Annotated in this window: 20 protein-coding genes; 8 read left to right on the forward strand and 12 right to left on the reverse strand. The window is 29.0% G+C overall.

The genetic code is table 11. From position 1 onward, the window contains the following. Window positions 1-2: 2 nt before the first annotated feature. From WG950_RS05090 to WG950_RS05130, 9 genes are all read right to left on the reverse strand, one after another. Window positions 3-518: an SRPBCC family protein gene (locus tag WG950_RS05090; protein WP_077808725.1), complete on the reverse strand. Its 516-nt coding sequence runs from the start codon at window positions 516-518 to the stop codon at window positions 3-5. A gap of 9 nt (window positions 519-527) precedes the next feature. Next, window positions 528-1,439 (reverse strand): 1,4-dihydroxy-2-naphthoate octaprenyltransferase, encoded by a 912-nt coding sequence (gene menA, locus WG950_RS05095; RefSeq protein WP_340934575.1) that lies wholly within the window; start codon window positions 1,437-1,439, stop codon window positions 528-530. Next, window positions 1,430-2,941, reverse strand: a complete 1,512-nt coding sequence (locus tag WG950_RS05100; RefSeq protein WP_340934576.1) for a PH domain-containing protein — start codon at window positions 2,939-2,941, stop codon at window positions 1,430-1,432. Before WG950_RS05100 ends, menA begins: the two co-directional genes overlap by 10 nt. Then, window positions 2,934-3,443 carry a PH domain-containing protein gene (locus WG950_RS05105; RefSeq protein ID WP_340934578.1) on the reverse strand — a complete coding sequence of 170 codons (510 nt, stop codon included), beginning with the start codon at window positions 3,441-3,443 and terminating at the stop codon, window positions 2,934-2,936. Before WG950_RS05105 ends, WG950_RS05100 begins: the two co-directional genes overlap by 8 nt. Before the next feature lie 4 nt (window positions 3,444-3,447). Beyond that, complete coding sequence (locus tag WG950_RS05110; protein ID WP_340934580.1) at window positions 3,448-3,828, reverse strand: SPOR domain-containing protein; 381 nt, start codon at window positions 3,826-3,828, stop codon at window positions 3,448-3,450. Between the two features lie 2 nt (window positions 3,829-3,830). Next, window positions 3,831-4,610 carry a (Fe-S)-binding protein gene (locus WG950_RS05115; RefSeq protein ID WP_077808720.1) on the reverse strand — a complete coding sequence of 260 codons (780 nt, stop codon included), beginning with the start codon at window positions 4,608-4,610 and terminating at the stop codon, window positions 3,831-3,833. A 65-nt stretch (window positions 4,611-4,675) separates the two neighbouring features. After that, window positions 4,676-5,992: a (Fe-S)-binding protein gene (locus tag WG950_RS05120; RefSeq protein WP_340934583.1), complete on the reverse strand. Its 1,317-nt coding sequence runs from the start codon at window positions 5,990-5,992 to the stop codon at window positions 4,676-4,678. 17 nt (window positions 5,993-6,009) lie between these two features. Continuing rightward, entirely contained in the window at window positions 6,010-6,966 is a 957-nt protein-coding gene (locus WG950_RS05125; RefSeq protein WP_340934585.1) for an MlaD family protein, read from the reverse strand. Between the two features lie 54 nt (window positions 6,967-7,020). Continuing rightward, the gene (locus tag WG950_RS05130) at window positions 7,021-8,106 is read right to left on the reverse strand and encodes an N-acetylmuramoyl-L-alanine amidase (protein ID WP_340934587.1); all 1,086 of its coding nucleotides are present in this window, start codon (window positions 8,104-8,106) and stop codon (window positions 7,021-7,023) included. Window positions 8,107-8,198: 92 nt separating this feature from the next. Here WG950_RS05130 and WG950_RS05135 point away from each other — a divergent pair, with 92 nt between their 5' ends. Then, on the forward strand, window positions 8,199-10,892 hold the full coding sequence (locus tag WG950_RS05135; RefSeq protein ID WP_340934589.1) for a putative LPS assembly protein LptD: 2,694 nt from the start codon (window positions 8,199-8,201) through the stop codon (window positions 10,890-10,892). A 144-nt stretch (window positions 10,893-11,036) separates the two neighbouring features. Next, on the forward strand, window positions 11,037-11,417 hold the full coding sequence (locus tag WG950_RS05140; protein ID WP_340934591.1) for a Rid family detoxifying hydrolase: 381 nt from the start codon (window positions 11,037-11,039) through the stop codon (window positions 11,415-11,417). 71 nt (window positions 11,418-11,488) lie between these two features. Here WG950_RS05140 and gap read toward each other — a convergent pair whose 3' ends face one another. The 3 genes from gap to WG950_RS05155 all read right to left on the reverse strand — a co-directional run bounded on the left by gap (window position 11,489) and on the right by WG950_RS05155 (window position 18,143). Then, entirely contained in the window at window positions 11,489-12,490 is a 1,002-nt protein-coding gene (gene gap / locus WG950_RS05145; RefSeq protein ID WP_077808715.1) for a type I glyceraldehyde-3-phosphate dehydrogenase, read from the reverse strand. A gap of 27 nt (window positions 12,491-12,517) precedes the next feature. After that, window positions 12,518-13,501, reverse strand: a complete 984-nt coding sequence (gene pfkA, locus WG950_RS05150) for a 6-phosphofructokinase (RefSeq protein ID WP_077808714.1) — start codon at window positions 13,499-13,501, stop codon at window positions 12,518-12,520. Between the two features lie 229 nt (window positions 13,502-13,730). Next, window positions 13,731-18,143 carry a translocation/assembly module TamB domain-containing protein gene (locus WG950_RS05155; RefSeq protein ID WP_340934593.1) on the reverse strand — a complete coding sequence of 1,471 codons (4,413 nt, stop codon included), beginning with the start codon at window positions 18,141-18,143 and terminating at the stop codon, window positions 13,731-13,733. Between the two features lie 217 nt (window positions 18,144-18,360). On the opposite strand from WG950_RS05155, the gene tsaD reads away from it, so the two are divergent. The 6 genes from tsaD to pdhA all read left to right on the forward strand — a co-directional run bounded on the left by tsaD (window position 18,361) and on the right by pdhA (window position 24,640). Beyond that, window positions 18,361-19,386 (forward strand): tRNA (adenosine(37)-N6)-threonylcarbamoyltransferase complex transferase subunit TsaD, encoded by a 1,026-nt coding sequence (tsaD, locus tag WG950_RS05160; protein ID WP_340934595.1) that lies wholly within the window; start codon window positions 18,361-18,363, stop codon window positions 19,384-19,386. A gap of 4 nt (window positions 19,387-19,390) precedes the next feature. Then, the gene (locus WG950_RS05165; protein WP_340934596.1) at window positions 19,391-21,247 is read left to right on the forward strand and encodes an LTA synthase family protein; all 1,857 of its coding nucleotides are present in this window, start codon (window positions 19,391-19,393) and stop codon (window positions 21,245-21,247) included. Between the two features lie 69 nt (window positions 21,248-21,316). After that, window positions 21,317-22,078, forward strand: a complete 762-nt coding sequence (locus WG950_RS05170) for a DUF1206 domain-containing protein (RefSeq protein WP_340934597.1) — start codon at window positions 21,317-21,319, stop codon at window positions 22,076-22,078. 22 nt (window positions 22,079-22,100) lie between these two features. Beyond that, entirely contained in the window at window positions 22,101-22,769 is a 669-nt protein-coding gene (locus WG950_RS05175; RefSeq protein ID WP_340934599.1) for a M15 family metallopeptidase, read from the forward strand. 79 nt (window positions 22,770-22,848) lie between these two features. Continuing rightward, window positions 22,849-23,520, forward strand: coding sequence for a hypothetical protein (locus WG950_RS05180; protein ID WP_077808708.1), 672 nt, complete (start codon window positions 22,849-22,851; stop codon window positions 23,518-23,520). Window positions 23,521-23,650: 130 nt separating this feature from the next. Next, on the forward strand, window positions 23,651-24,640 hold the full coding sequence (gene pdhA, locus WG950_RS05185; RefSeq protein WP_077808707.1) for a pyruvate dehydrogenase (acetyl-transferring) E1 component subunit alpha: 990 nt from the start codon (window positions 23,651-23,653) through the stop codon (window positions 24,638-24,640). The last annotated feature ends 1 nt before the right edge of the window (window position 24,641 follow it).

The following is a 24,641-nucleotide window of genomic DNA, read 5'->3' on the forward strand; positions in this document are numbered from 1 at the left end:
ACTTATTTATTTTCAATAAAATCTTTAAAATTATTAAGATACGTTTGGTCTTGTTCTCTAAAAGTACTTTTAAAATAAGGGAACATGCATGCCATTATAAAAGAATCACTTTGGCAATTTGCATTTAACGTAATGGTTGTTTTTCCGTTATTTTCTGTAAAAAGGTAATCATCCTTTTTCAACATATTTTCTGCATCGTAAAACAAAGTTAGTTTTTCATTCGGAACATATGCTACAATTTTTTCTGTTAAATTGATTTCTTGTTCTTGATTGATAACTACAACATTATAAATACTACCTGTAATTCCTGGATTGTTTTTTACAACCTCTACAGATTGTACTTCTGGTATCCAGTTTTTTATGCTATCGATTTTAGAGAAATTATTAAAAACCTCTGTAATAGGCTTGTCAATTTCTACTTTAGCACTGTATTTGGTTTCTTTAACAATAAGACCTGTAGCTAAAAAGGCCAAGAATAAAACCGAAATAATGATTAGAATAATTTTTATTGTTTTCATTTTAATATTTTAAAAAAGTTGACCAACAGAAAATAATATAGCAAACAAAAAAGTACTTAAAGCAACTTTTTTTAATTCTCCATCTAATTCTGAAGGTATTTTATTTTTAGAAACTGTATTGATATTTTTAATTAGAGGTAAAAATGCCATCAAAAAAACTAGTTGATATATAGAAGTAAAATCTATAAAAATATATATCAATGCAAAAACCAGTGCAGAAATAATTAAAAAGTAATGATATTTCTTAGCTTTTTTAGATCCTAGTTTTACAACCAATGTGTTCTTATTATTTACTTTATCTTCTTCTCTATCTCTTAAATTGTTTAAGTTAAGAACAGCTGTACTTAGCAAACCAACAGAAATAGCAGGTAAAAAAATAGTTAAATTCAGTTGATTTATAAACAGAAAGTAACTACCAACTACACTTAGTAAACCAAAAAACAAAAACACAAACAAATCGCCAAATCCGCTGTAACCATAAGCAGAATTACCAACTGTATATTTTATTGCTGCAACAATAGAAGCAATTCCTAAACCAAAAAATAAGATTGAATACACGAAATTTTCGCTACCAAAAGCAACATAAATTAATGCCAATGCAATTAAAATCGTAATTATTGCAGTAACAATCATTGCGTTTTTCATTTGTTTCGGAGTAATCGCTCCAGAAGAAACCATTCTTGCTTCGCCTGTTCTGTTTTTATCACTTCCTTTTACACCATCGCCATAATCGTTTGCAAAATTAGACAATACTTGAAACCCGATTGTTGTTAAAATAGCCAACCAAAAAATAGGCGATTTTAAAACTGAACCTTCTGTATTTAATTCATTAAATCCTAAAGCACTACCAATAATAATTCCAGAAATAGATAAAGGAAGTGTTCTTAAGCGTGCCGCTTTTATATAACTTTTTACATCCATGATTTTGTACTACTTTCTACTTTAAACAAGGTATAATTATAAATATGTAATGCTTTATCAAAATCTACACATGGTAGTTTTACTTTACCAGAAGCTGTTTGAAAAACCAAATCTGCCACGTTTTTTCTTTCTTGAAAAATGGTTTGCTTCATCTTAATATTTTGTACTTTAAAAAAAGGCAAATATGTTTTATGAGTTTCTAAAATACCTGTACCAATTAATAGAACATCCTTAGAAAATTTAAAAATTCTTTTTCTGTAAAAAAAATGAACAGCAACTAGATAAATAGGAATAATTATTAAATTTATCCAAAAAGCATTGTATTCCTCCATGCCAAAAAAGAACAATAGATTTAAAGGAATAAAGAAAAATAAAGATCTGATATAATTTCTGTATTTTAAGTAAATATTAGAATTTTGAAAGCTAATATCTAGTAGTTCTTTATCAAAAGACAACAAGCTTTTAACCTCGGTTACTTGTTTTTCTTTACAGCCAACAATTCTTATAATTTTATCTTTTTGCTTTTTATTTACCTTGCCACTTATTGCTTGTTTAAAAGTAATAAAAGAGATTCCTAACTTTCTTTTAATGGGATTGGTAGAAATAGTTATGTGCTGAATTTTACTTTTCTTTAAAATTACCGATTTTTTAGTAGTTAAACCTTGATAAACTTCTAATGCATCATTTTTTATAAAAACAGTTAAGTTAAAATGTTTAAAAACAATACGTACAATAGAACTTAAAACAGCAACAATAGATAAAAACACTAACAAACCTACAATTAAAAACACACTTGTTTTTAGTGCTGAAGCATTGTTTGATATAAAATTACTTAATTCTTCTTTTTTTCCTAAACCTTTAAATAAATCGTCTACTTGTTGAAAAAAACCAACTAAAAGGGCAAACAACAACAATAAACTTTGCAAATGATTCTCTGTAAGACTGACTTTTAACAACGATAAGAAACCTATTTTTAAAAGTGGTTTATCTTGTTCTTTTTCTACCTGTTCTACTTTTAAACTTTCCTTATCACTAACTACCGTAACAATATTTTTTAAGTCTTTTGCATCTTTAAAAGAAAGTGCTTTTATAGAAATTTCTGCTTTACTAGACCCTGCAGTTTCTACATTAACTTCATGTACATTTATAATTTGCTGAATAATATTCTGCTTGAAATTTATATTCTGAATTCTATCAAAAGGAATAGAGGTATTTGTTTTTTTTATAATTCCTTTTTGTAGAACAAAATGTTTGTTTTCTACTTTAAACTTAAAGTTTTTAAAAATTAAATAAGCACGAACTAACAAGAAGATCAATAGAACTGCAACGCCTAAATAAATATATAAAAGCGTTTCTTGAGTAATTTTAGAAAACTTTTGAATAAATAAAAAAAGTAAAATCCAAAAAGCTTTTAAAAACTTGTAAATTAAGTTGAGATAAATTACAATAATTCCTTTTTTAGATTGTCTTCTAAATTGGCTAAAATCGTTTGTTTTATCCATCTATTTTATTAGTGATGAATTCTTTAATTTGTAAAGATTGTTCTTTTAAAAGGCCTTTAATTTTTAAATCGTCGCTACTATCACCTGCTGTAAAAACACTTAAAGTTGCTAATCCGAAAAAACGAGAAATTGGCCCTTGATCTATTTCTACATGCTGTATTCTGTTGAAAGGAACCGTAGTTAAACTCTTGTACAAAAGTCCATTTTTGTAAGAGATATCTTTTTCTCTTACTGCATATTTTCTTTTTTTAAAACCTAAAATTTCGAAAATAACTGTAAAAATTAAAAGTAATATAAGCGCAGAAAATATCCATATATAATGTTGTCCTAATTCTAACCAATCTTTATAAACTACAAAAGATGCACCAATAAACAAGATTAAGAATAGTATAAGAACGTTAATTAATATAACTTTAAAATAATTCTTTTCTATCTTCTTAAAATCTATACTTTCTATTTCTGGAAAAGAAAAAACCTCAGTATTTTGAAAAGAATCTGTCATTAAATTAATTTTGTAATGCTTCTGAAATCGCTATGGCCTTATCATTTAACAAAGCTTGTACAAAAGCATCTTGATACTTTTTTCTTAAAGCTCTGCAAGATTCTATTGCTTCTTGATACGTACTAAATGAACCTAATCTATATTTTGTTAATGAATTTTCATAGTATAGCGAGACTCCTTCTAAGTTCTCTAAATATTCATTTGTATTTTTTAATGCTGCAATCTGTACAGTAAATATTAAAGTATCTTCTTGTACTTCTACTTCTGAAACAGGAGCTACCGTATCAATTTGCTGAATTACTTCAACAGGAGATTCTTGTTTCTTTTCTGTTTTAGTACAAAAAAGAAAAAGGAAAGTAAAACATAAAAAAAATACTTTTTTCATCTTTATAAATTATTGGCTTCAGCAATTAACTCTGCAATATCTTTTACAACAACTTCGGCTTCTTTTTCTTTAAATTTTATACCATCTGTCATCATAGTGTTACAGTAAGGACATCCTGTTGCTATAATATCTGGTTTTGTTTCTAAAGCATCTTCTGTTCTTAGAATATTAATTTCTTTATCTCCTTTTTCGGCATCTTTAAACATTTGCGCACCACCAGCACCACAACATAAAGCTGTAGATTTGTTACGTTTCATTTCTGTTAAATTAACACCTAATCTTCTAATTAAATCTCTTGGAGATTCATAAACCTCGTTTGCTCTACCTAAATAGCAAGGGTCATGAAAAGTTACTTTTTTTCCTTGTAAAGTGGTTTCATCAATATTTAAACGCCCCTCTGATATAAGGTTTTGTATGAATTGTGTATGATGAAGTACCTCATATTTACCACCTAAATTAGGATATTCGTTTTTTAGTGTATTGAATGAATGCGGATCGCAAGTAACAATTTTCTTTACTTCATATCCGTTTAAAACTTCAATATTCATCATTGCTTGCATTTGAAAAAGAAACTCGTTTCCTGCTCTTTTTGCTGCATCTCCTGTAGAAGATTCTTCAGTTCCTAAAACTGCAAAATCTACATTTGCTTTGTGTAAAATTTTTACAAAAGCTCTAGATATTTTTTTAGCTCTATCATCATAACTTCCTGCTGCTCCAACCCAAAACAACACTTCTGGTTGTTTTCCTTGAGCCATCATATCTGCCATTGTTGGTACGTTCATCTTTTAAGATTTTAGTGTTTCATTTTAATTTCTATACTAGAAAATTAAAATCAAAAAAATTAATTCTATTCTTCGTTAGCCCAATTTAATCTATCTTGTTGGTTGTATGGCCAAGGCGCACCGTTGTTTTCTATGTTTGTCATCATAGAATTTAATTCTTGTGGCGCAGCACTTTCTTCCATAACTAAATATCTTCTCATATCCATAATAATAGAAAGCGGATCGATATTTACAGGACATTCTTCTACACAAGCATTACAACTTGTACATGCCCATAATTCTTCTGGAGTAATATAATCGTTTAATAATTGTTTGCCGTCTTCTTTAAAAGCACCACCGTTGGCATCTATATTTCTACCAACTTCTTCTAAACGATCTCTTGTATCCATCATAATTTTACGCGGAGACAACTTTTTACCTGTTAAATTAGCAGGACAAGAAGAAGTACATCTACCACATTCTGTACACGTGTAAGCGTTTAAAAGCTGTACTTTATTAAGATCTAAAACATCTGATGCACCAAACTTTTCTGGAACCTCATCTTCTGCTCCTTCTGCAGGTGCAGCATAAGGATCTGCATCCGGATCCATCATCAATTTTACTTCATTAGTTACAGATTCTAAGTTTGTAAATTGTCCTTTCGGATTTAAGTTTGCAAAGAATGTATTCGGAAAAGCTAATAAAATATGTAAATGTTTTGAATAGTATAAATAATTTAAGAATACTAAGATTCCTAAAATATGTATCCACCAAGATGCTCTTTCAATAAGGTGTAAAGTTTCTGCTGTAAAACCATCAAATAATGGCGCAACAAATTGACTTATCGGGTTTCCAATTCCGGCTTGCTGAAAACTTGTATCTGTTGCATTCATCACAATAAAAAGTGTCATTAAAACCATTTCGAAATATAGAATCATATTTCCATCTGCTTTTGGCCAACCTTTCATTTCAGAACTTAAAAAACGTTTAATATTGGCAACGTTTCTTCTTGTCCAGAAAATAATTACTGCTACAAATACTAAGAATGCTAAAATTTCGAAAGTTCCTATTAAAAATCCGTAGAAAGCGTCTCCTAAGAAACCTAAAAAGATTCTATGGGTTCCGAAAAGGCCATCAATAATAATTTCTAAAACTTCTATATTTATGATGATAAAACCAACATATACAACAATGTGTAGAAATCCAGAAATTGGTCTTTTCACCATTTTAGATTGCCCTAAAGCAATCTTTATCATATTTTTCCAACGTTCTTGCTTGTTGTCTGTTCTATCTATTTTTTTACCTAAATTAATATTTCTATATAATTTACGGATATTCATCACAAAAAAGCTGATACCAGCAATTAATGCGATGGCAAAAAGGATATTTGGTAAGTACTGCATGTAAATGGGGCTAATTATTAGTTAAAATTAGGTTTTATTTCTTCGTCGTAAGGTTCTGGACTTTTACCAAAGATAGAAAAATGTATATATCTTTTTGGATTAAGTTTAATATCTCTTAGCAATTCTTCTAATTCTTTTGTGGCTGCTTCTAAATTATCGTACATTCTTTTGTCGTTAATTAGTTTACCTATTGTACCGTCTCCTGAATTTATTTTTTTAGACATTGCATTAAAATTACTAACTGCTTCTTCTGCTTTTCTAATAATTTTATTAAAGTCTACAGTGTTTAAACTATCAGAAACTTTACTAAAGTTTTCAGTAATATTTTTAGTGTTTTCAAAAGTAACTTTTAAGTTCTCTTGATTATCTACAACCATGGCATTTACTGCTTGTATTGTGCTTCTAATATCTTGTATGGTTCCAGATAAATTAGAAACAGAACTATTTATACCGTTAATTGTTTTGTCATTTAAAATCTTATTAACACCACTAAATAATGTATCTGCTCTAACAATTACTCTTTCTATTTTTTGTTGTAACGGATTTAATCTTTCTCCGATAGAAGTAAAAAGACTTTCTTCCATTTCACCTTCTAAAATATCTCCAGGAACAGCCATTTCACCTTCGTAATTGGGCACAATTGCTAAATTAGAACCACTTAAAGGATTTGGTGAATAAATTTTTACAATACTTTTTTTAGAAAACTGAAAATCATTATCTACAATAAAAGTAACAATTAAGTGTCCTCTTTTTTCTACACTCGTATCAAACTCTATCTTATCTACCTTACCTACTTTTAAACCATTTATTGTTACTGCACTAGATCTAGAAAGCCCTCCAATTTTTGCGTATTCTACTTTAAAAACACGTGACCCAGGATCTAATATATTTTGTCCTTTTAGGAAATTAAATCCCCAAACAAATATTACAATAATGATTAATGCAATTATTCCTGTTTTTAATTCTTTAGACATGTATAGACGTTTTACAACAAAATTAGTGATAATTTTTGTTAGAATCTGTTTAATTTACTGCATTTTTAAAGCTTCTTTAACAGAAATTTTCTCTCCGTTTTTAACCGCAACAATAAATGCACTTTTGTAACCTTTTGATTTTGCAAGAGATAAAGCCTTTTTTACTAAATTATAAGAAGTTGAGTTACCGTAATAATACTTGTAATAACCACCTACTTTAACGCGCTCTATATTTTTTAAACCTTTAAAATTATAAGATTTTGTAGCAATCTTATTTTTACCAGAAGCTACTTGCACTTTAAATTCTACTTCATCAAAATAATTTTTACTAGTTACATCTTCTAAAACTGTGTTTAATTTTTGATTTTTGATGTAATTATAAATAGCATCTGCAATTTCATTTGCCATTTTTGTTTGACCGCTACTAGAGTTTAAAAACCTACCTTCTTTTTTATTTGTTAAAAAGCCCAACTCTACCAAAACACTTGGCATAATCGTTTCTCTTAAAACCTGAAAGTTATCTTGCTTAACCTTCCTGTTATTCCTCTTTAATTTAAATGTAAAATTATTTTGAATAAGGCTTGCAATGGCTAAACTTTTATCTAAGTTTTCTTCTTGTAACAAAGACAATCCAATTACAGATTCTGCAGAATTAGAATCGAAACCTTCATATCTGTTTTGATAATTATCTTCTAATAAAATTGCAGCATTTTCTCTTTTTGCAATTTCTAAGTTTTTTTTATTTCCTCTTAAACCTAAAACAAAAGTTCCTGCTCCGTATGCGTTTGATGTGTGCGAATCGCAATGTATTGATACAAATAAATCTGCCTTCGCATGATTTGCGATATCACCTCTTTTCCATAAATCTATAAAAACATCAGACTTTCTAGTAAAAATAACTTTAACATCTTTATATTTCTTTAAGTTAGCACCTACTTTTAATGCTACTTTTAAAGCAATATTTTTCTCTTTGTATCCGTTACCTAAATTACCAGGATCTTTTCCTCCGTGACCAGCATCTAAAACCACTACGTACTCTTTTTGAGCATGTATTGCAATACTGTTTCCTACAAATATGAAGAGTAGTAGAAAAAGAATTTTACTTTTGATGATATTTTTGTGTTTTTGTTGGGATTGCATCAATAAAATTTAACTAATTTTGAATTCTTAAATTTGGTGTTTCAAATATTACGCCATATTTTTATTCATTTACAAAAATAGTATTAAAAGCATTGCAAACAAACCTATCATATATACTTTTATTTTGCTGCTTCTTTTTTACAAAGTTAGGTTTTTCTCAAGATATTAAACCTACTAAAAAAATAGTAGTCCCAATAAAAAAGAAAGATACTATTCCGAATACAAAAAGAGATAGTATTTTTTCAGTAAAAAAAGACTCTTTAGCTATCAAACAAAAAGATTCTGTTTCTGTAGATTCTATAAAACCTAAAGAAACTATAGAAGATCTTATTACCCACGTTGCCAAAGATTATACTATTCAAAATGCCAAAGACAAATCTGTAACCTTATATAACGAAGCTAATATTACGTATACAGATATCGATTTAAAAGCAGGTATTATAAAAATTGATTATACTAAAAACACTCTTTTTGCAAAAGGAATTATAGACAGTACAGGCTACACACAAAGACCTATTTTTAAACAAGGTAACGAAGAATCAGAACAAGATTCTATAATCTATAATTTTAAATCTAAAAAGGCAATAATTTACGGTTTAAAAACCAAACAAGGCGAAATGTTTACGTTTGGTAATAAGACAAAACGTGTAAACGATTCAACAATTTATGTTAGAGATATAAAGTTTACAACTTCAGAAAAATTAGATTATTTTATTGGTACCAATAAAGCTAAAATTATTCCTGGTAAAAAGATTATTGTTGGTGGTAGTCAATTATACATTGCAGATATTCCAACACCAATTTACTTACCTTTTGCATATTTTCCTATCACACAAAATAGTATTTCTGGTTTTTTAATTCCGGCTTTTGATACTGGAAGTAGCGATCGAGGAATCGGATTTCAAAATGGAGGTTATTACTTTGCAATTAATGATTATGTAGATCTTGGTATTACGGGTGATGCTTATTCTAACGGTAGTTGGGGATTTAGAGCAAACTCTAACTATAAAGTTCGTTATCGCTTTAACGGATCTTTTAATTTTAGTTTCGAAAACAATATAAATGGTATTAGAGGTTTTGATGATTTTAGCAAGAGTAACAATTTTAATTTAAGATGGTCGCATAATCAAGACACAAAAGCGAGCCCTAATTCTCGATTTACAGCTTCTGTTAACTTAGGAAGTAGTAAGTTTTTTAGAGAATCTCAAAATCAATTTAACATTGCACAAACACAAACTAACACGTTTAATTCTTCTATAAATTATAGCAAAACATTTGTTGGCACACCTTTTAATTTAAATGTTACAGCGCAACATCAACAAAATACAAATACAGAAAAAATTACCATGACGTTGCCTGCTTTAACATTAAATATGAGCAGAATTTATCCTTTTGCAGGTAAAAACGGCGTAAAAAAGAACGCAATTCAAAAAATGGGTTTTAACTATATTTTAGATAGTAAATACCTTATTAATACTACAGATGATGATTTTTTAACGGCTAAAATGTTTGAAACTGCAAGAGCTGGTATGCAACACAGAACTGGAACAAATACCAATTTTAAAGCATTTAAATATTTTACGGTTTCACCAAGTGTAAATTATACAGAAACTTGGCAATTCGATTATATTGATAAAAAATACGATGCTGTTAATGAAACTGTTGTTACAGATACAATTAGCGGATTTAAAACATTTAGAGAATATAATGCCGGTTTAAGTTTATCTACTAATATTTATGGTACTTTTAATATAAACAGAGGACGAATAAAAGCTATAAGACATACAATTAGACCGTCGATCTCTTATTCTTACAGACCAGATTTCGAAGAACAATACATCCGTAAGGTACAAGCGAGTACAGATCCTAATGACTTAGAAGAATTTACAATTTTTGATCAGGGAATTTATGGCTCTCCTTCTTCCGGAATTAGTAATTCAATCGGAATTACCTTAAACAACGTTTTAGAAGCTAAAGTTGCACCCAAAAACCCTGATAGTGATGCCGAAGATGAAAAAATATCAATTTTAAATAATTTAAATTTTAGTAGTTCTTATAATATTGCTGCAGATAGTTTGCGTTGGTCTAATGTTAATTTTTCTGCAGGTACTAGGCTTTTAAAAGACAAATTATCAATAAACTTTAGTGGTTCTATAGATCCTTATAAAGTAGTGGCTTCAGAATCTGGATCGCCAATTAGAATTAATGAATTTAACTCTAACTTTTTAGGAAGATTGTCTAACGCCAGTTTAACAGCTAATTACTCTATTTCTAGTTCTGACTTTAAAAAAGATAAAGAAGGCAAAAAAGACAACAACAGAGATCCAAATAACACACCAGATGTTATAGGTGCAAATATTGATCCGACCAATAGATTCGGACAAGTTAACAATGCAGTAAATAATACAGAAGAAGATAAAAACAAATCAGCAAAACTATACCACGCAGACATACCATGGACTTTAAGTTTGGCGTATTCTACAAGTTATGTAAATAACGGAATCGACGGAGGAAATATTGGTATTCATAGCGTTATTTTTAACGGAAATGTAGAATTATCACCTAAATGGAAATTAGGATATTCTTCTGGATATGACTTTAAGAATGGTGCATTTACATTTTCTAGATTTAATTTTACAAGAGATTTAGATAGCTGGAATTTTAACTTTAATTGGGTTCCTTTTGGAACCAACTCTTCTTACACATTTTTTATCGGTGTAAAATCTTCTGTATTATCAGATTTAAAATGGGATAAAAATAAACCACCAGATAGAAGACTTTTTTAAAATGAATATAATATCCTTTTTAAGTTTAACAACTTTTGGATTTTATTTTTAATTAATTATTGGCTTGGTACTCATTTTTTGTGCGGCATATAATTATAATGGTGAAATTGATAGTATATTTAACTTTCTAAACAAGTTACTACGATGAAAAAAATAATTACAACTAAAAATGCGCCTGCACCTATTGGGCCATACAATCAAGCTGTTTTAACAGGTAACACATTATACACTTCTGGGCAAATTGCTATTAATCCACAAACCGGAGAATTGGTTTTAGATTCTATTACAAATGAAACAAAACAAGTAATGGAGAATATGAAACAAGTTTTATTAGCGGCAGAAATGACTTTTGAAAACGTAATTAAATCATCAATTTTTATTTCTGATATGCATAACTTCTCTGAAATAAACGCGGTTTATGGTACTTATTTTAATGAAGAAACGGCACCTGCTAGAGAAACTGTAGAAGTTGCAAACTTGCCTAAATTTGTGAATGTAGAAATTAGCATGATTGCAGTTAAATAAAGAGTAGAAAAATCAAAAAAAATCCTGATAGAATTTTCTATCAGGATTTTTTTTTAATCTTAATTTACAAACTACAAAGTTGCAGCATATTCAATTAAATCTACAATTTTAGTAGAATACCCTATTTCATTATCATACCAAGAAACAACTTTTACAAAATTATCGTTTAAAGCAATACCTGCTTTGGCGTCAAAAATAGAAGTTCTAGTATCTCCTACGAAATCTTGAGAAACAACCATATCTTCAGTATAACCTAAAATACCTTTCATTGGTCCGCTTTCTGATGCAGCTTTCATTGCAGCACAAATTTCATCATAAGAAGCAGATTTTTCTAATTTAACAGTTAAATCAACTACAGAAACATCCATTGTAGGAATTCTAAATGCCATACCAGTTAATTTTCCGTTCATTGCAGGAATTACTTTTCCTACTGCTTTTGCAGCTCCTGTAGAAGAAGGAATTACGTTACCAATTGCAGAACGTCCACCTCTCCAGTCTTTCATAGAAGGACCATCAACAGTTTTTTGTGTTGCTGTTGCAGCGTGTACAGTTGTCATTAAACCTTCTACAATACCAAAGTTATCGTTTAAAACTTTTGTAATTGGCGCTAAACAGTTAGTTGTACAAGATGCGTTAGAAAATATTTTTTGATCTGCTTTTAATTCTGTGTTATTAACACCCATTACAAACATAGGCGTATGATCTTTAGAAGGTGCAGATAATACTACTTTTTTAGCACCAGCTTCTAAGTGTTTACCAGCAGTTTCTTCTGTTAAGAAAAACCCTGTAGATTCTATTACGTAATCTACATCAACTTCGTTCCACTTTAAATTTGCAGGATCTCTTTCGGCAGTAATTCTAATTTCGTTACCGTTAACAACTAACTTACCATCTTTAACATCAACAGTACCATCAAAAGCACCATGAACAGAATCGTATTTTAACATGTAAGCTAAATAATCTACATCTAATAAATCATTAATTGCTACTACTTGTACATTATCTCTTTTTACTGTAGATCTGAATGCTAATCTTCCAATTCTTCCAAATCCGTTAATTCCTACTTTTATCATTTTTTTTACTTTAATTACTAGTTAATATTATGTTGTCATTATATCAGAAACTCTTAAAAGTTCTTGATTTATAGAATGACCACCTTTTATTGCTTCTGCAATACTTGTACTTATTACTTCGTTGTCTTTTAAACCTACCATAAGGTTTGTTTGTCCGTCTAATAACAATTCTACAGACTTAACACCTAATCTACTTGCTAAAACTCTATCAAAACAAGAAGGAGAACCACCTCTTTGCATATGCCCAAGAACAGACACTCTTACATCATATTCTGGCAAGTTTTCTTCTACATATTGCGCTAATTCGTAAACATTTTTACCCGATTTATCACCTTCTGCAACTACAACAATACTAGAAGATTTACCTGTTCTTCTACTCTTTTTAAGAGATTCTAACATTCTATCTAATCCCAGATCTTCTTCTGGAATTAAAATTTCTTCTGCTCCTGCACCAACACCTGCATTTAAAGCTATAAAACCAGCATCTCTACCCATTACCTCTACAAAGAATAATCTGTTATGAGAAGATGCGGTATCTCTAATTTTATCAATTGCTTCTACTGCTGTATTTAAAGCGGTATCATATCCTAATGTATGTGATGTACCAAAAATATCGTTATCTATAGTACCAGGAATTCCTATAATCGGAAAGTTGTATTCTTCATTAAAAATTACAGCTCCGGTAAAAGAACCATCTCCACCAATTACAACCATGGCTTCAATTTCATTTTCTTGCAAGTGTTCAAAAGCTTTTGCTCTTCCTTCTTTAGTTCTAAATTCTTGCGATCTTGCAGATTTTAAAACGGTACCACCTTTATTAATGATGTTATTTACGCTTCTAGCTGTAAGTTCTATAAAGTCACCTTCAATAAGTCCTTCATAACCTCTATATATACCCACACAACTAACTCTGTAGTATGCACATGCTCTAACTACAGATCTTATTGCTGCATTCATTCCTGGAGAATCTCCTCCAGAAGTCATGACTGCTATTTTTTTAATTTTCTTCATATTCTATATTGTAAAATTACTGCTTTTTAAGCACTTAAATAAATAAATCTACGAAATCGTTTTAGCCTATTTCCCCTTTATTATAAAGGAATCTTAATTTAAAAAATGATTAAAACTTAATGTTTTTAGTAAAAATAATAAATAATTTTGAAGTCTATTTAAACTATAAGTTATCAAACTAAAATCGTTAAAATTTTAATTTAAAAATTATATTAATTAATACTTCGGATTAATTTCCTTCAAAATTGTCAGGTAAAACTACCTTTGTTTTTGTGGTGTCTTTATTTTGTAGTTTACTCTTTTCTAATTTGGTTTTTTTCTTAAAACCTAACTTTTTTAAAAGCCCAGAAAGTGTGTTAAAATTAACTTGATAAGACAAACCTACACCTTGCGTATAACCTTGGTCTTCTATTGTGTATTGAATTTCGTTTTGTCTATTAAAAATAACTCCTCTAAAATTACCTTCTTTATTTAATAGAACCTCTACTTTAACTTCACCAACAACACTAGATTGTGTTTGAGTACCAATAGGAACCCCAACTTTACCGTTTATAATAACTCTTTCACTTACTTGCGTACTAACAGACAGATCTACTTGATTATCTGTATTTAATCGATCTAGATCGTTATTGCTTTGTCCTTGCTGATAATCTACACCCAACTGAAATTTACTATCCGGACTATTAAATAAACTAGAAAAAGCTGCTGCTATTGCACTAGAAGCTGTACTTGTAATGGTTGCATTGGCATCAAAATTTACTTTATCAGGATTTACAAAATTACCAAATGCTAATAATGATATAAACTGTGTAGTTTTTTCATTTACATTATTATCATTTAATATAAATTCTAATTCGTTTGCAATTGTTGGGTCTACGTTGGTAAGCTGAATATCTAATTCTTGCTTCGAATTAAACAAACCGCCAGTAATTCTTGTTACTAAATCTACTTCTATATTTCTGTTCGAATTAAAGTTTTCTAATAAAACTCCGGGATTTGCTTTTGCCTTATAAACAGCTGTTACATCTAAATTTGCATTTGCCGGATTCCCGTTCCAAGAAACAGTTCCTCCTTTTTGAATTACAAATGGCTTATTTACAAAACCACCATACTTAAAATCGTACACTCCGCTATCTACTACATAATCGCCAAACATATTAAACTTACCACGTGTGTTAATTTCTATTTGAAGATTACCAGAACCTTTACCAGATAACTGACTTCCGTAAACCTCATCAATAACAACTTGTGCAATTGCATCTTTTGTTACTTCTAAATCGATGTTTAAAGTCAAGCCTTTTAATGCTTCTAAAGCAATTTCGTTTTGCCTTTCTTTTACAACTGTTTCATCCGACTTAAAATGAATTAAGCTAAAACTATCTACGGTTTCTACATCTTTTAACGGAACTACAAAAATTGTTCCGGGCATTGTTTTAGCATTTACATCTATCGTTAATCTATCTGTTAACCCAAAAATATCTGCAGAACCATCAATATATGCTGTACCATAATACAAAGCTTCTTCTTCATTTTCGGTATCTAAAACCATTAAATTATCACTTTCAATTTTTAATCTTAAAAACCATTGTTTAAAATTAAAATGAGAGATATCTCCTTTTAGAATACCTCTAGTTTTATTTTTTGTGTCTAATAATTTAAAGTCTTCTAGAATAAATGATTGCTGCAATAAAGTAATTTCAGATTCGCCTTCAAAATCATAATCTACATTTAAATAAGGAAATTTTAATCCTGCATTTTTAAGACGTAAAGCTCCTTCCATATCCGGATTGCTTAAAAATCCTCTTAACGTAAAATCTCCAGAAGCTGTTCCTCTTAAAGAGGATAAAACATCTTGCCCTAACGGACTAAATGCATCTAATTTAAATTCTTCTAAAAAAACATTTAAATCTATTATTGGTCTTTGTGCAGAAAAATCTAAAGCACCAGTTGCTGCAATACTTTTAACGTCTTTATTTTCTATGGATAAATCTACACGGTATTTTTTATAAGAATTCTCTCCTTTAACATTTACAAACAAATTACCTTGTTTAAAATCGTTTACTTGAAAATCTTTTACCGTTAAAGAACCTTCTGGCGTATAGTTACCTTCGCTTTGAACAAAATCTAAATGCCCAGACAACACACCTTTTAAATCTAAACTATCTATTTTGGGTAAAAAACTTTGCAATTTAACTTTGGTAAAATCTGCCAAAAGTATTTTTTGTTCGGTACCTTTTAAATTACCTGTAAATTCTATTTTTTGTTCTCCGGAAACAAATTTAAATTGACTAAAATTGAATTCGTTTGTATTTAAATCGAATGTTATTTTATCTGTATTTTTTTTATCAGGATTAATATTCCAGGTGTTTTCTTTAAAAACAAAAGACGATTTCTCGAAACCTAAAACAGATTTTCCCTCTGGATTAAAAGTGTAAAAGAAATCTAAATTAAAATCTTCATTTTTCTTTTTTCCTCCTTTAAAAACAGATTTAAAATACAACGTATCGTTCTCTGTTCTGTTTAATAAATTTAACTTAGAAATATTATAATAATCTGTATTAATTTCTTCTGCAGTTAAAGAAGTATTATAAAGCGGATTCTTATTATCGGTTCTTAAAGAAATTGTTTTAACCTCTGTGCCATAAGCATCTATTTTGGGCGAATTAAATGTAAGCCTAAAGAAATTTTCATCAGAAATTATTCTTCCTTTTATTTTAGTTTTATCATCAATTGAAATTTCAGGAAAAAAAACATTTACAATTTGATTGTAAACAGTAAAATTAAAATCTAAAAACTGATTTGGAGCAACATCATAAGGATTATAATTGGTATAAATACTTCCTAACGCATTTTGCGCAACTTTTGGCAACTCAGAAAACGAAAACTTACCTGTAATATACCCTTGCGCAATATCTTTAGACGCAACATCTATGGTTTTAACACTATCTTTTATTGATGATGTAACCGCAAATTCTTTAAATGTGTATTCTTTTTTCTGATTAGTATACAATACATTTTTAAAAACTGCTTTCCCAAGAATATCATCAAAAGTATTTCCTTCTATATCTAATTCTATATTTCCTTTTACAACTGCCGTAGAATCTCTAACAAATAAATTAGTTTCTTTTAGATTTAAGTATTCGATATCAGACTTAAAATCGAACTTATGAATTTTTGCTGATAAATCTGCCAATCCATTAAACTTCATTTTAAAATTCGCATCATCAATAACTAAATCTCCATCGAATTTATTATTTTGATATTGGCCATTTGCCACAATATTTTTGTACGAATATTGGTTAAAATTTAATTCAGAAATATTACCAATAAACTTTGTATTGATGTTTTCTAATTTAAATCCGCTACCATTAACATCACCAATTAAAGAAACGGTACCAAACAAAGGATCATTAAAAAAAGTACCAATATTAAAATTGATTAACTCGATATCACCAACATAAGAAGCCGTATCAATTTCATCTATATTATCAATTTCTAAATCTGAAACCACACTACCAATTTGAGAATTCATCTTTAAAGAAGCTCTCATTCTAGTTGGTGTTACATTTACATTTCCGGCTATTCTAAATAAACCTAACTTGTTAAATTCTGTAGGTAAATTTTTACCTAACAAATTAGGTAGAATACTTTTTAGATCGTTATAAGTTGCAGTTAAATTATTTAAATCTCCATTAAAAACAAAGCCTCTTTCTGTATTAACCAAATTTTTAAAAGCTAAATTTCCTTTTAACTTAATTCCTTTTTCTGATGATAAATTTAAGTTGGTTAATTTAAAATCGTTTAGTTTCCCATTCATATCTCCAGAAAAACTAACTACCTCATTTCCGTTTAATTCTTTGTAAAACTTTTTTAAATCCTGAATTTTAATACTGCTTTTATCAAATTTTGCCCTTATATCTACTTTATCATTAAATTCTTTTAGATCTTCTCGCTTGTAAATAAAATCGATATCACCAAAAACATTCGAATTTTCCGTTTGTAATTGTGTGTCGTAAAACTTCATATCCGTTTTAGTAAACTTATAATCTGTTGTAAAATTGGTAATTTCTAAACCTTGATTCGTTTCAAAATGTAATCCTCTTGCATTTATAGACACATTGGCCCCTTCAATAGATAAATCTTGTACATTTCCACCAATCTTATAAGCTGCAAAGCTTAACGGCTTTTTATTGTTTTCATTTATTAATTTAAAATCTAAGTTTTGTACATATACGTTGGCAGCCTTTAAAATAAATTTTGGAGCTAAGGAATCTTTTTTCTTATTGCTATTAAATGAGTTTAGAAAAACAGCCATATTATCTTCTGTTTCTCCTTTATAAGTTTTCATGTAATATTGCGCATCTTGTAATGTAATATCGCCGAATAACAATTGATTATTTAAAACTTTTTTAGCACTTAATAACGAAGTGTTTAATGCTGAAACAAAAATTAAAGTATCTTTATGATGATCTCTAATTTCCACATCTTTAAAAGCCACACTTCCTAAAAAAGAAAGATTTACCTTGCCAATGCTTAAATTTGTATTGTAACTTTCATTAATTTTTTTAGTTGCATATACTCCTAACTTTGTTTGTACAAAAGATGTAGAAAGTAAGATGCTTATTAATAGCAGAAAGAGCACAAAGTACCCTAACCATTTTAATATTTTTTTACTAAAGTTTTTAATGATAGTGTGTTTTAGTTTTTATAGAATATTTAAAGAAAAGTAATCAAAAATATTGCCACGTATTACAAAGAACGTGCAAATTTAACAAAGAATTAAATTTCTATTATTAAAAAAGGAAAATCAACTTAAAATTATACTTAATTTTGCAATTTATATAGCTTTTTAATTTTTTATGAAAACACCCATTTATATTTTAGGTATAGAATCTTCTTGTGATGATACAAGTGCATCTGTAATTTGTAACGGTAAAGTACTAAGCAATGTCGTTGCAAACCAAGAAGTACATTCTAAATATGGTGGTGTTGTGCCAGAATTAGCTTCTAGAGCGCATCAACAAAACATTGTACCCGTTGTGCAACAAGCCCTAGAACAAGCTAATATTGATAAAGAAAAATTATCTGCAATTGCATTTACACGCGGTCCTGGTTTAATGGGCTCACTTTTGGTTGGTACCTCTTTTGCTAAATCTTTGGCACTTGGTTTACAAATTCCTTTAATTGATGTAAATCATATGCAAGCTCATATTTTAGCTCATTTTATAGAAGATGAAGACAGTAAAATTCCACCATTTCCTTTTATTTGTTTAACAATTAGCGGTGGTCACACCCAAATTGTAAAAGTTTCTGATCATTTTAAAATGGAAGTTTTAGGCGAAACAATTGATGATGCTGTTGGAGAAGCTTTTGATAAATCTGCAAAAATTTTAGGATTGCCTTATCCTGGTGGACCTTTAATAGATAAATATGCGAGATTAGGAAATCCGAAAGCATATCCTTTTACAAAACCAAAAGTAGGCGATTTAGATTTTAGCTTTAGTGGTTTAAAAACCGGAATTTTATATTTTATTCAGAAGCAACAAAGAATAAATCCTAAATTTATTGAAGAAAATCTTAACGATATCTGTGCTTCTATACAATATACAATTGTAGAAATTCTAATGACCAAATTAAAAAATGCGGTTAAACAAACAAACATAAAACATATAGCAATTGCTGGTGGTGTATCTGCAAATTCAGAAATTAGAAACCGATTAGAATTAGCAGAAAAACATTTTGGTTGGACAACTTACATTCCAAAATTTGAATTTACTACAGACAACGCTGCAATGATTGCGATAACAGGTTATTTAAAATATTTAAACAATACATATTCTGATGTTTCTGTTACCGCAAAGGCTCGCTTAAAAGTAACAGATTAACATTATGAAAAACCTTGCATATAGACTTTCATTTCTAATATCCTATTTTTTAATTTGGATTGCATATTTTGTCTTTGCTCGTTTATTCTTTTTACTTTTTTATGTTTCTGAAACTTCAAAACTAGATTTCATTACCATCTTAAAAACCTTTGGTTATGGTTTACGACTAGACGCTTCTTTTACTTCATATTTAAGCATTATCCCGTTTTTTCTTGTCGTAATTTCTATTTTAACAAGTCCTTTACAAATCAGAAATATTATTAAATTGTATTCTTATTTCACTATTACAATTATAACTTTATTTTTAATTATTGATGCAAGTCTTTATGCTGCTTGGGGCGTTCGTTTAGACACAACTTTTTTAAGTTACCTTAACACCCCAGAAGTCATGATTGCTTCTGCATCTAATTTTCAAATTATTTCTGGATTAATTTTATGGTTCTTAATTTCTTTTGCTTTTATTAAACTTTTTCAGAAAACAATAAACAAAACTTTTAAAACTTTTAATATCGAAAACCGAATACAAATACCGTTATTTCTTTTACTTACAGCTTCTTTAATTATACCTTTAAGAGGAGGTTTACAAGAGATTCCTGTAAATCAAAGTAATGTTTACTTTTCTAAAAAAATGTTTGCAAATCATGCTGCCATCAATTTTATTTGGAACTTTTCTAACACAGTAACTCATAAAACCAGTAACATCAATATTTATAAACAGTTTGATGAAGAAGTAGCTGTAAACATCATCAATAAAACTAAAAACCAACTTTTAAAAAGCGATAGAGATTCAATTTTAAACATAAAAAAACCAAATGTTATTTTAATTATTTGGGAGAGTTTAACCGCTAAAGTTGTTGGCGCATTAAATGGTGAACCTACTGTTACCGAAAACTTAAACAGGTTATCTAAAGAAGGTATTTGGTTTACAAATTTCTACGGAAATGGAGATAGAACAGATAAAGGAATTCCTGCAATTTTAAGTGGCTATTATCCGCAGCCGATTAAAAAAATAATGAGAATGCCCAACAAATCTAGAAGTTTACCAATGTTGCCTAAAGAAATGAGTGCTTTGGGTTACAATACGTCTTTTTATTATGGTGGCGATTTAAACTTCGGGAACTTAAACACTTATTTAAGAATTGCAGAAATAGATAAAATTGTTGATGGTAGCGAGTTTGATAAGAAAGATTGGAACTCTAAATGGGGAGCTTTCGATAACGTATTTTTAGAACGTTTTGGTAATGATTTAGCTAAAAAACAAGAAAAACCTTTCTTTGCTATTGCCTTAACATCTACTAGTCACGAACCTTTTGAATTAAACGACACTTATAAATTTGGCAAAAAAAATCAAGATGATTTATTTAGAAGCTCTCATGCTTACACAGATAAATATATTGGTAAATTTATTGATTTTGCAAAAAAACAAGATTGGTATAAAGAAACACTAATTGTTATTATGGCAGACCACGGGCATAGTTCTCCTAAACATGAAGGTGAATACTTTTCACCAAAAAAATTTCAAATTCCCATGCTTTGGTTAGGTGGCGCGCTGCACCAAAAAGGAATAAATATTGATAATATAACAAGTCAAGTAGATTTTTCTTACACGCTTTTAGATTTATTAAAAGGAAATAATTCTGAATTTAAGTTTGGTAAAAATCTCTTTAACAATTCAGATAAGCAATATGCGCATTATGTATTTAACAAAGGTTTTGGTACAATAAATAAAGATGGTTTTTATCTTTATGATTATGTAAGCAAAAAACCTATTACCAAATATGGTAAAACAAGCGCTAATTTAGATTCTTTAGGCAAAGCATTAACGCAAGATTCTTATCAAGATTTTTTAGAAAGAAAATAACTTAACTTCAACTATTCAAATAATTATAAGTTAAAAGAATAAGAGTAACTTAGCTAAAAATATTTATTTGTGATTTTAAAACTTAGAAAGTTTGGTTTTCTTACCAAAGGATTCGTTTACATAATTATTGGCATTTTAACCTTTTTAACCGCCTTAAATATTGGCGGTAAAATTTCTGATAAAAATGGTGTGATTTCATTTTTAGAAAATCAGATTTTTGGTAAAGTACTTTTATTAATTGTTAGTTTAGGCTTAATGTCTTTTGCTTTGTGGAGAGCATATAAGTTTTACGATGTTCTTAAAAACGAAGATTCCAATAAAAAATATTTTTCTGCTGTAAGTTACCTTTTTAGAACCTTTTTTTATGGGTCTTTTGCTATTTCAATATTTTTAAAAATTTTTAATCAAACATCAAACGATGTTACTAAAGAAACTTTAGTTTCAAGAATCTTACAAATAGAAAATGGTAATGTAATTTTAATTCTTATTGGTATTATTTTCTCAGGATCTGCAATCTATCAATTTTACAAAGTAATAACTAATAGTTATTTAGAGGATATTAAAAAAAATGAAAACATTGCTTCATTTAATTTTTTAAAAAAAACTGGAGCATTTGGAATCTTTGCTAGAGGAATTTCTTTTCTCATTTTTTCTTGGTTTATTTTTTCTGCAGGTTTTAATAATAATCCAGAAAAAATTAAAGGCACTCAAGAAATGTTTCGCTTTCTAAATTCTTTAACTTTTGGTAATATTTTAATGGCTGTAATGGCACTAGGTTTTGTGTGCTACGGAGTTTTTCAATATTTTTATGGAAGATATAGCAATTCTTAAAATCTAAAAAAACACATTATTTATGAAAAGTATTTCTTTTTTGTTGGTTTTTCTTTTTTCAATAAGTTTAAAAGCACAAGAATTGCCTAAAGGCTTTGTTTATCTTGATAATATAATTCCGACAGTAAAAGTTGAGTTAAGATATTTTTCGAACAATAACTTTATAGGTAAACCAATTGATGGTTACCGAAGCGATTGTATCATCACAACTACAACAACCGCAAAAGCATTAAAAAAGGTTCAAGAAGAACTAGCAGATAAAAACTTAGGTCTTAAAATCTTTGATGCTTATAGACCACAAAAAGCAGTAAAACATTTTGTAAAATGGGCTAAAGTTTTAGATGATACTTTAATGAAACAAACGTATTATCCAAAAGTTAGAAAATCTAAGCTTTTTAAGCAAGGTTATATCGCCTCACTTTCTGGTCATTCTAGAGGAAGTTCTGTTGATTTAACAATTGTGAATTTAGAGACAAACAAAGAATTAGACATGGGTAGTATTTATGATTTTTTCGGTTCAGAATCACATCCATCTTATACTGGTATCACAAAAGACCAACAAGAAAACAGAATGTTACTGCGTAAAATTATGATAAAACACGGCTTTAATCCATATAAAAATGAGTGGTGGCATTTTACAATAAGAAACGAACCTTTTCCTAAAACTTATTTTAATTTTGAAGTAAACTAATTAAGTTTAACAAAAACTAAACAAGTTCAATTTATTTAGGCATTATATTTGTATATACACGGTTAGAAAATTATTCTACATGAAAAAAAAACTTATTTTATTTACTTTATTCACCTGTATTTTATCGACATCTAACGCTGTTGCTCAATTAGATAAAAGCAATGGAGCTAGCAATAAAGGCAAAATTAAAGCTGTAGTTCTAAATAACGCAAAAACATTAGAAAAACCTAAATCAATTGAGTTAAAAGGCAATAATGGCTTTAAACAAGCGTATGATAATGAGCAAAAAAAATTAAAGAAAAAACAAGAAGAAGATAAAATCAATAATAAAGGCGTCATTTCTCAAAAAAGGATTAATGAAGCTCGATTTTTAAAAGCATTCAAAAAAATTAACGGTCAATACATTTATCCTGTTATAGATCAAGATCTCGGTAGCTTTAGAACCAACTCTAATAGTGTAAATATAATTTGTAGAGATTTTCAATATCCAGACGGTGACCGAGTTACCATAATGGTTAACAACATTCCTGTAGTTACAAACATTACTTTAAAACAAAGATATCAAAGCTTTACAATACCGCTAGAAGTTGGTATTAATAAGATTTCTTTTGTTGCATTAAATCAAGGTACTTCTGGACCAAACACAGCAGCTTTTAAAGTTTATAACGATGCAGGTGATTTACTTTCTTCTAATGAATGGAATTTAGCAACAGATGCCAAAGCAACGTTAGTGATCGCAAAAGACAAATAAATACCCAACGAAATCGTTGTAGTTAAATGTATAAAATCAAGTTTTTTTATTCTATTTAAAACAGTTATTTTTGTATTTCGATTATTCATATTTAATAAAATAATCTCACAACAAACAATTTATCACTAGAATGAAAAAAATCACTAAACAAACGTATTTAGACTGGTACAAAGACATGCTTTTTTGGCGTAAGTTCGAAGACAAACTAGCTTCAGTTTACATTCAACAAAAAGTTAGAGGTTTCTTGCATTTATATAATGGACAAGAAGCAATTTTAGCAGGAGCATTACACGCAATGGACTTGTCTAAAGATAAAATGATTACTGCATACAGAAATCACGTACAGCCAATTGGTATGGGAGAAGATCCTAAAAAAGTGATGGCAGAATTATATGGTAAAGCAACTGGTACTTCTAAAGGTATGGGTGGTTCTATGCATATTTTTTCTAAAGAATTTGGTTTTTACGGTGGTCACGGTATTGTTGGTGGTCAAATTCCTTTAGGTGCTGGTATCGCATTTGGTGATAAATATAAAGGTAGCGATGCTGTAACTTTAACATGTTTTGGAGACGGTGCTGCAAGACAAGGTTCTTTACACGAAGCTTTTAACATGGCAATGTTATGGAAATTACCTGTAATATTTATTGTTGAAAACAATGGATACGCAATGGGTACTTCTGTAGAAAGAACAGCAAATCATACTGATATTTGGAAATTAGGTTTAGGTTATGAAATGCCTTGTGGACCTGTAGATGCAATGAATCCTATTAAAGTTGCTGAAGCTGTAGATGAAGCTATTCAAAGAGCAAGACGAGGAGACGGACCAACATTTTTAGAAATGAAAACTTACAGATACAGAGGTCACTCTATGTCTGATGCACAACATTATAGAACTAAAGACGAAGTTGAGGAGTACAAAAAAATTGATCCTATTACTCAAATTTTAGATGTAATTAAAGAAAAAGAATATGCTACTGCAGAAGAAATTGCTGCAATAGACAAAGAAGTGAAGGCTAAAGTAAAAGAATGTGAACAATTTGCAGAAGATTCTCCTTATCCAGAAACTCAGCAAATGTTCGACATGGTTTATGAACAAGAAGATTATCCTTTTATAAAATAAA

Origin of the sequence: Polaribacter marinaquae (assembly GCF_038019025.1) — a bacterium.
Classification (GTDB): Bacteria; Bacteroidota; Bacteroidia; order Flavobacteriales; family Flavobacteriaceae; genus Polaribacter; species Polaribacter marinaquae.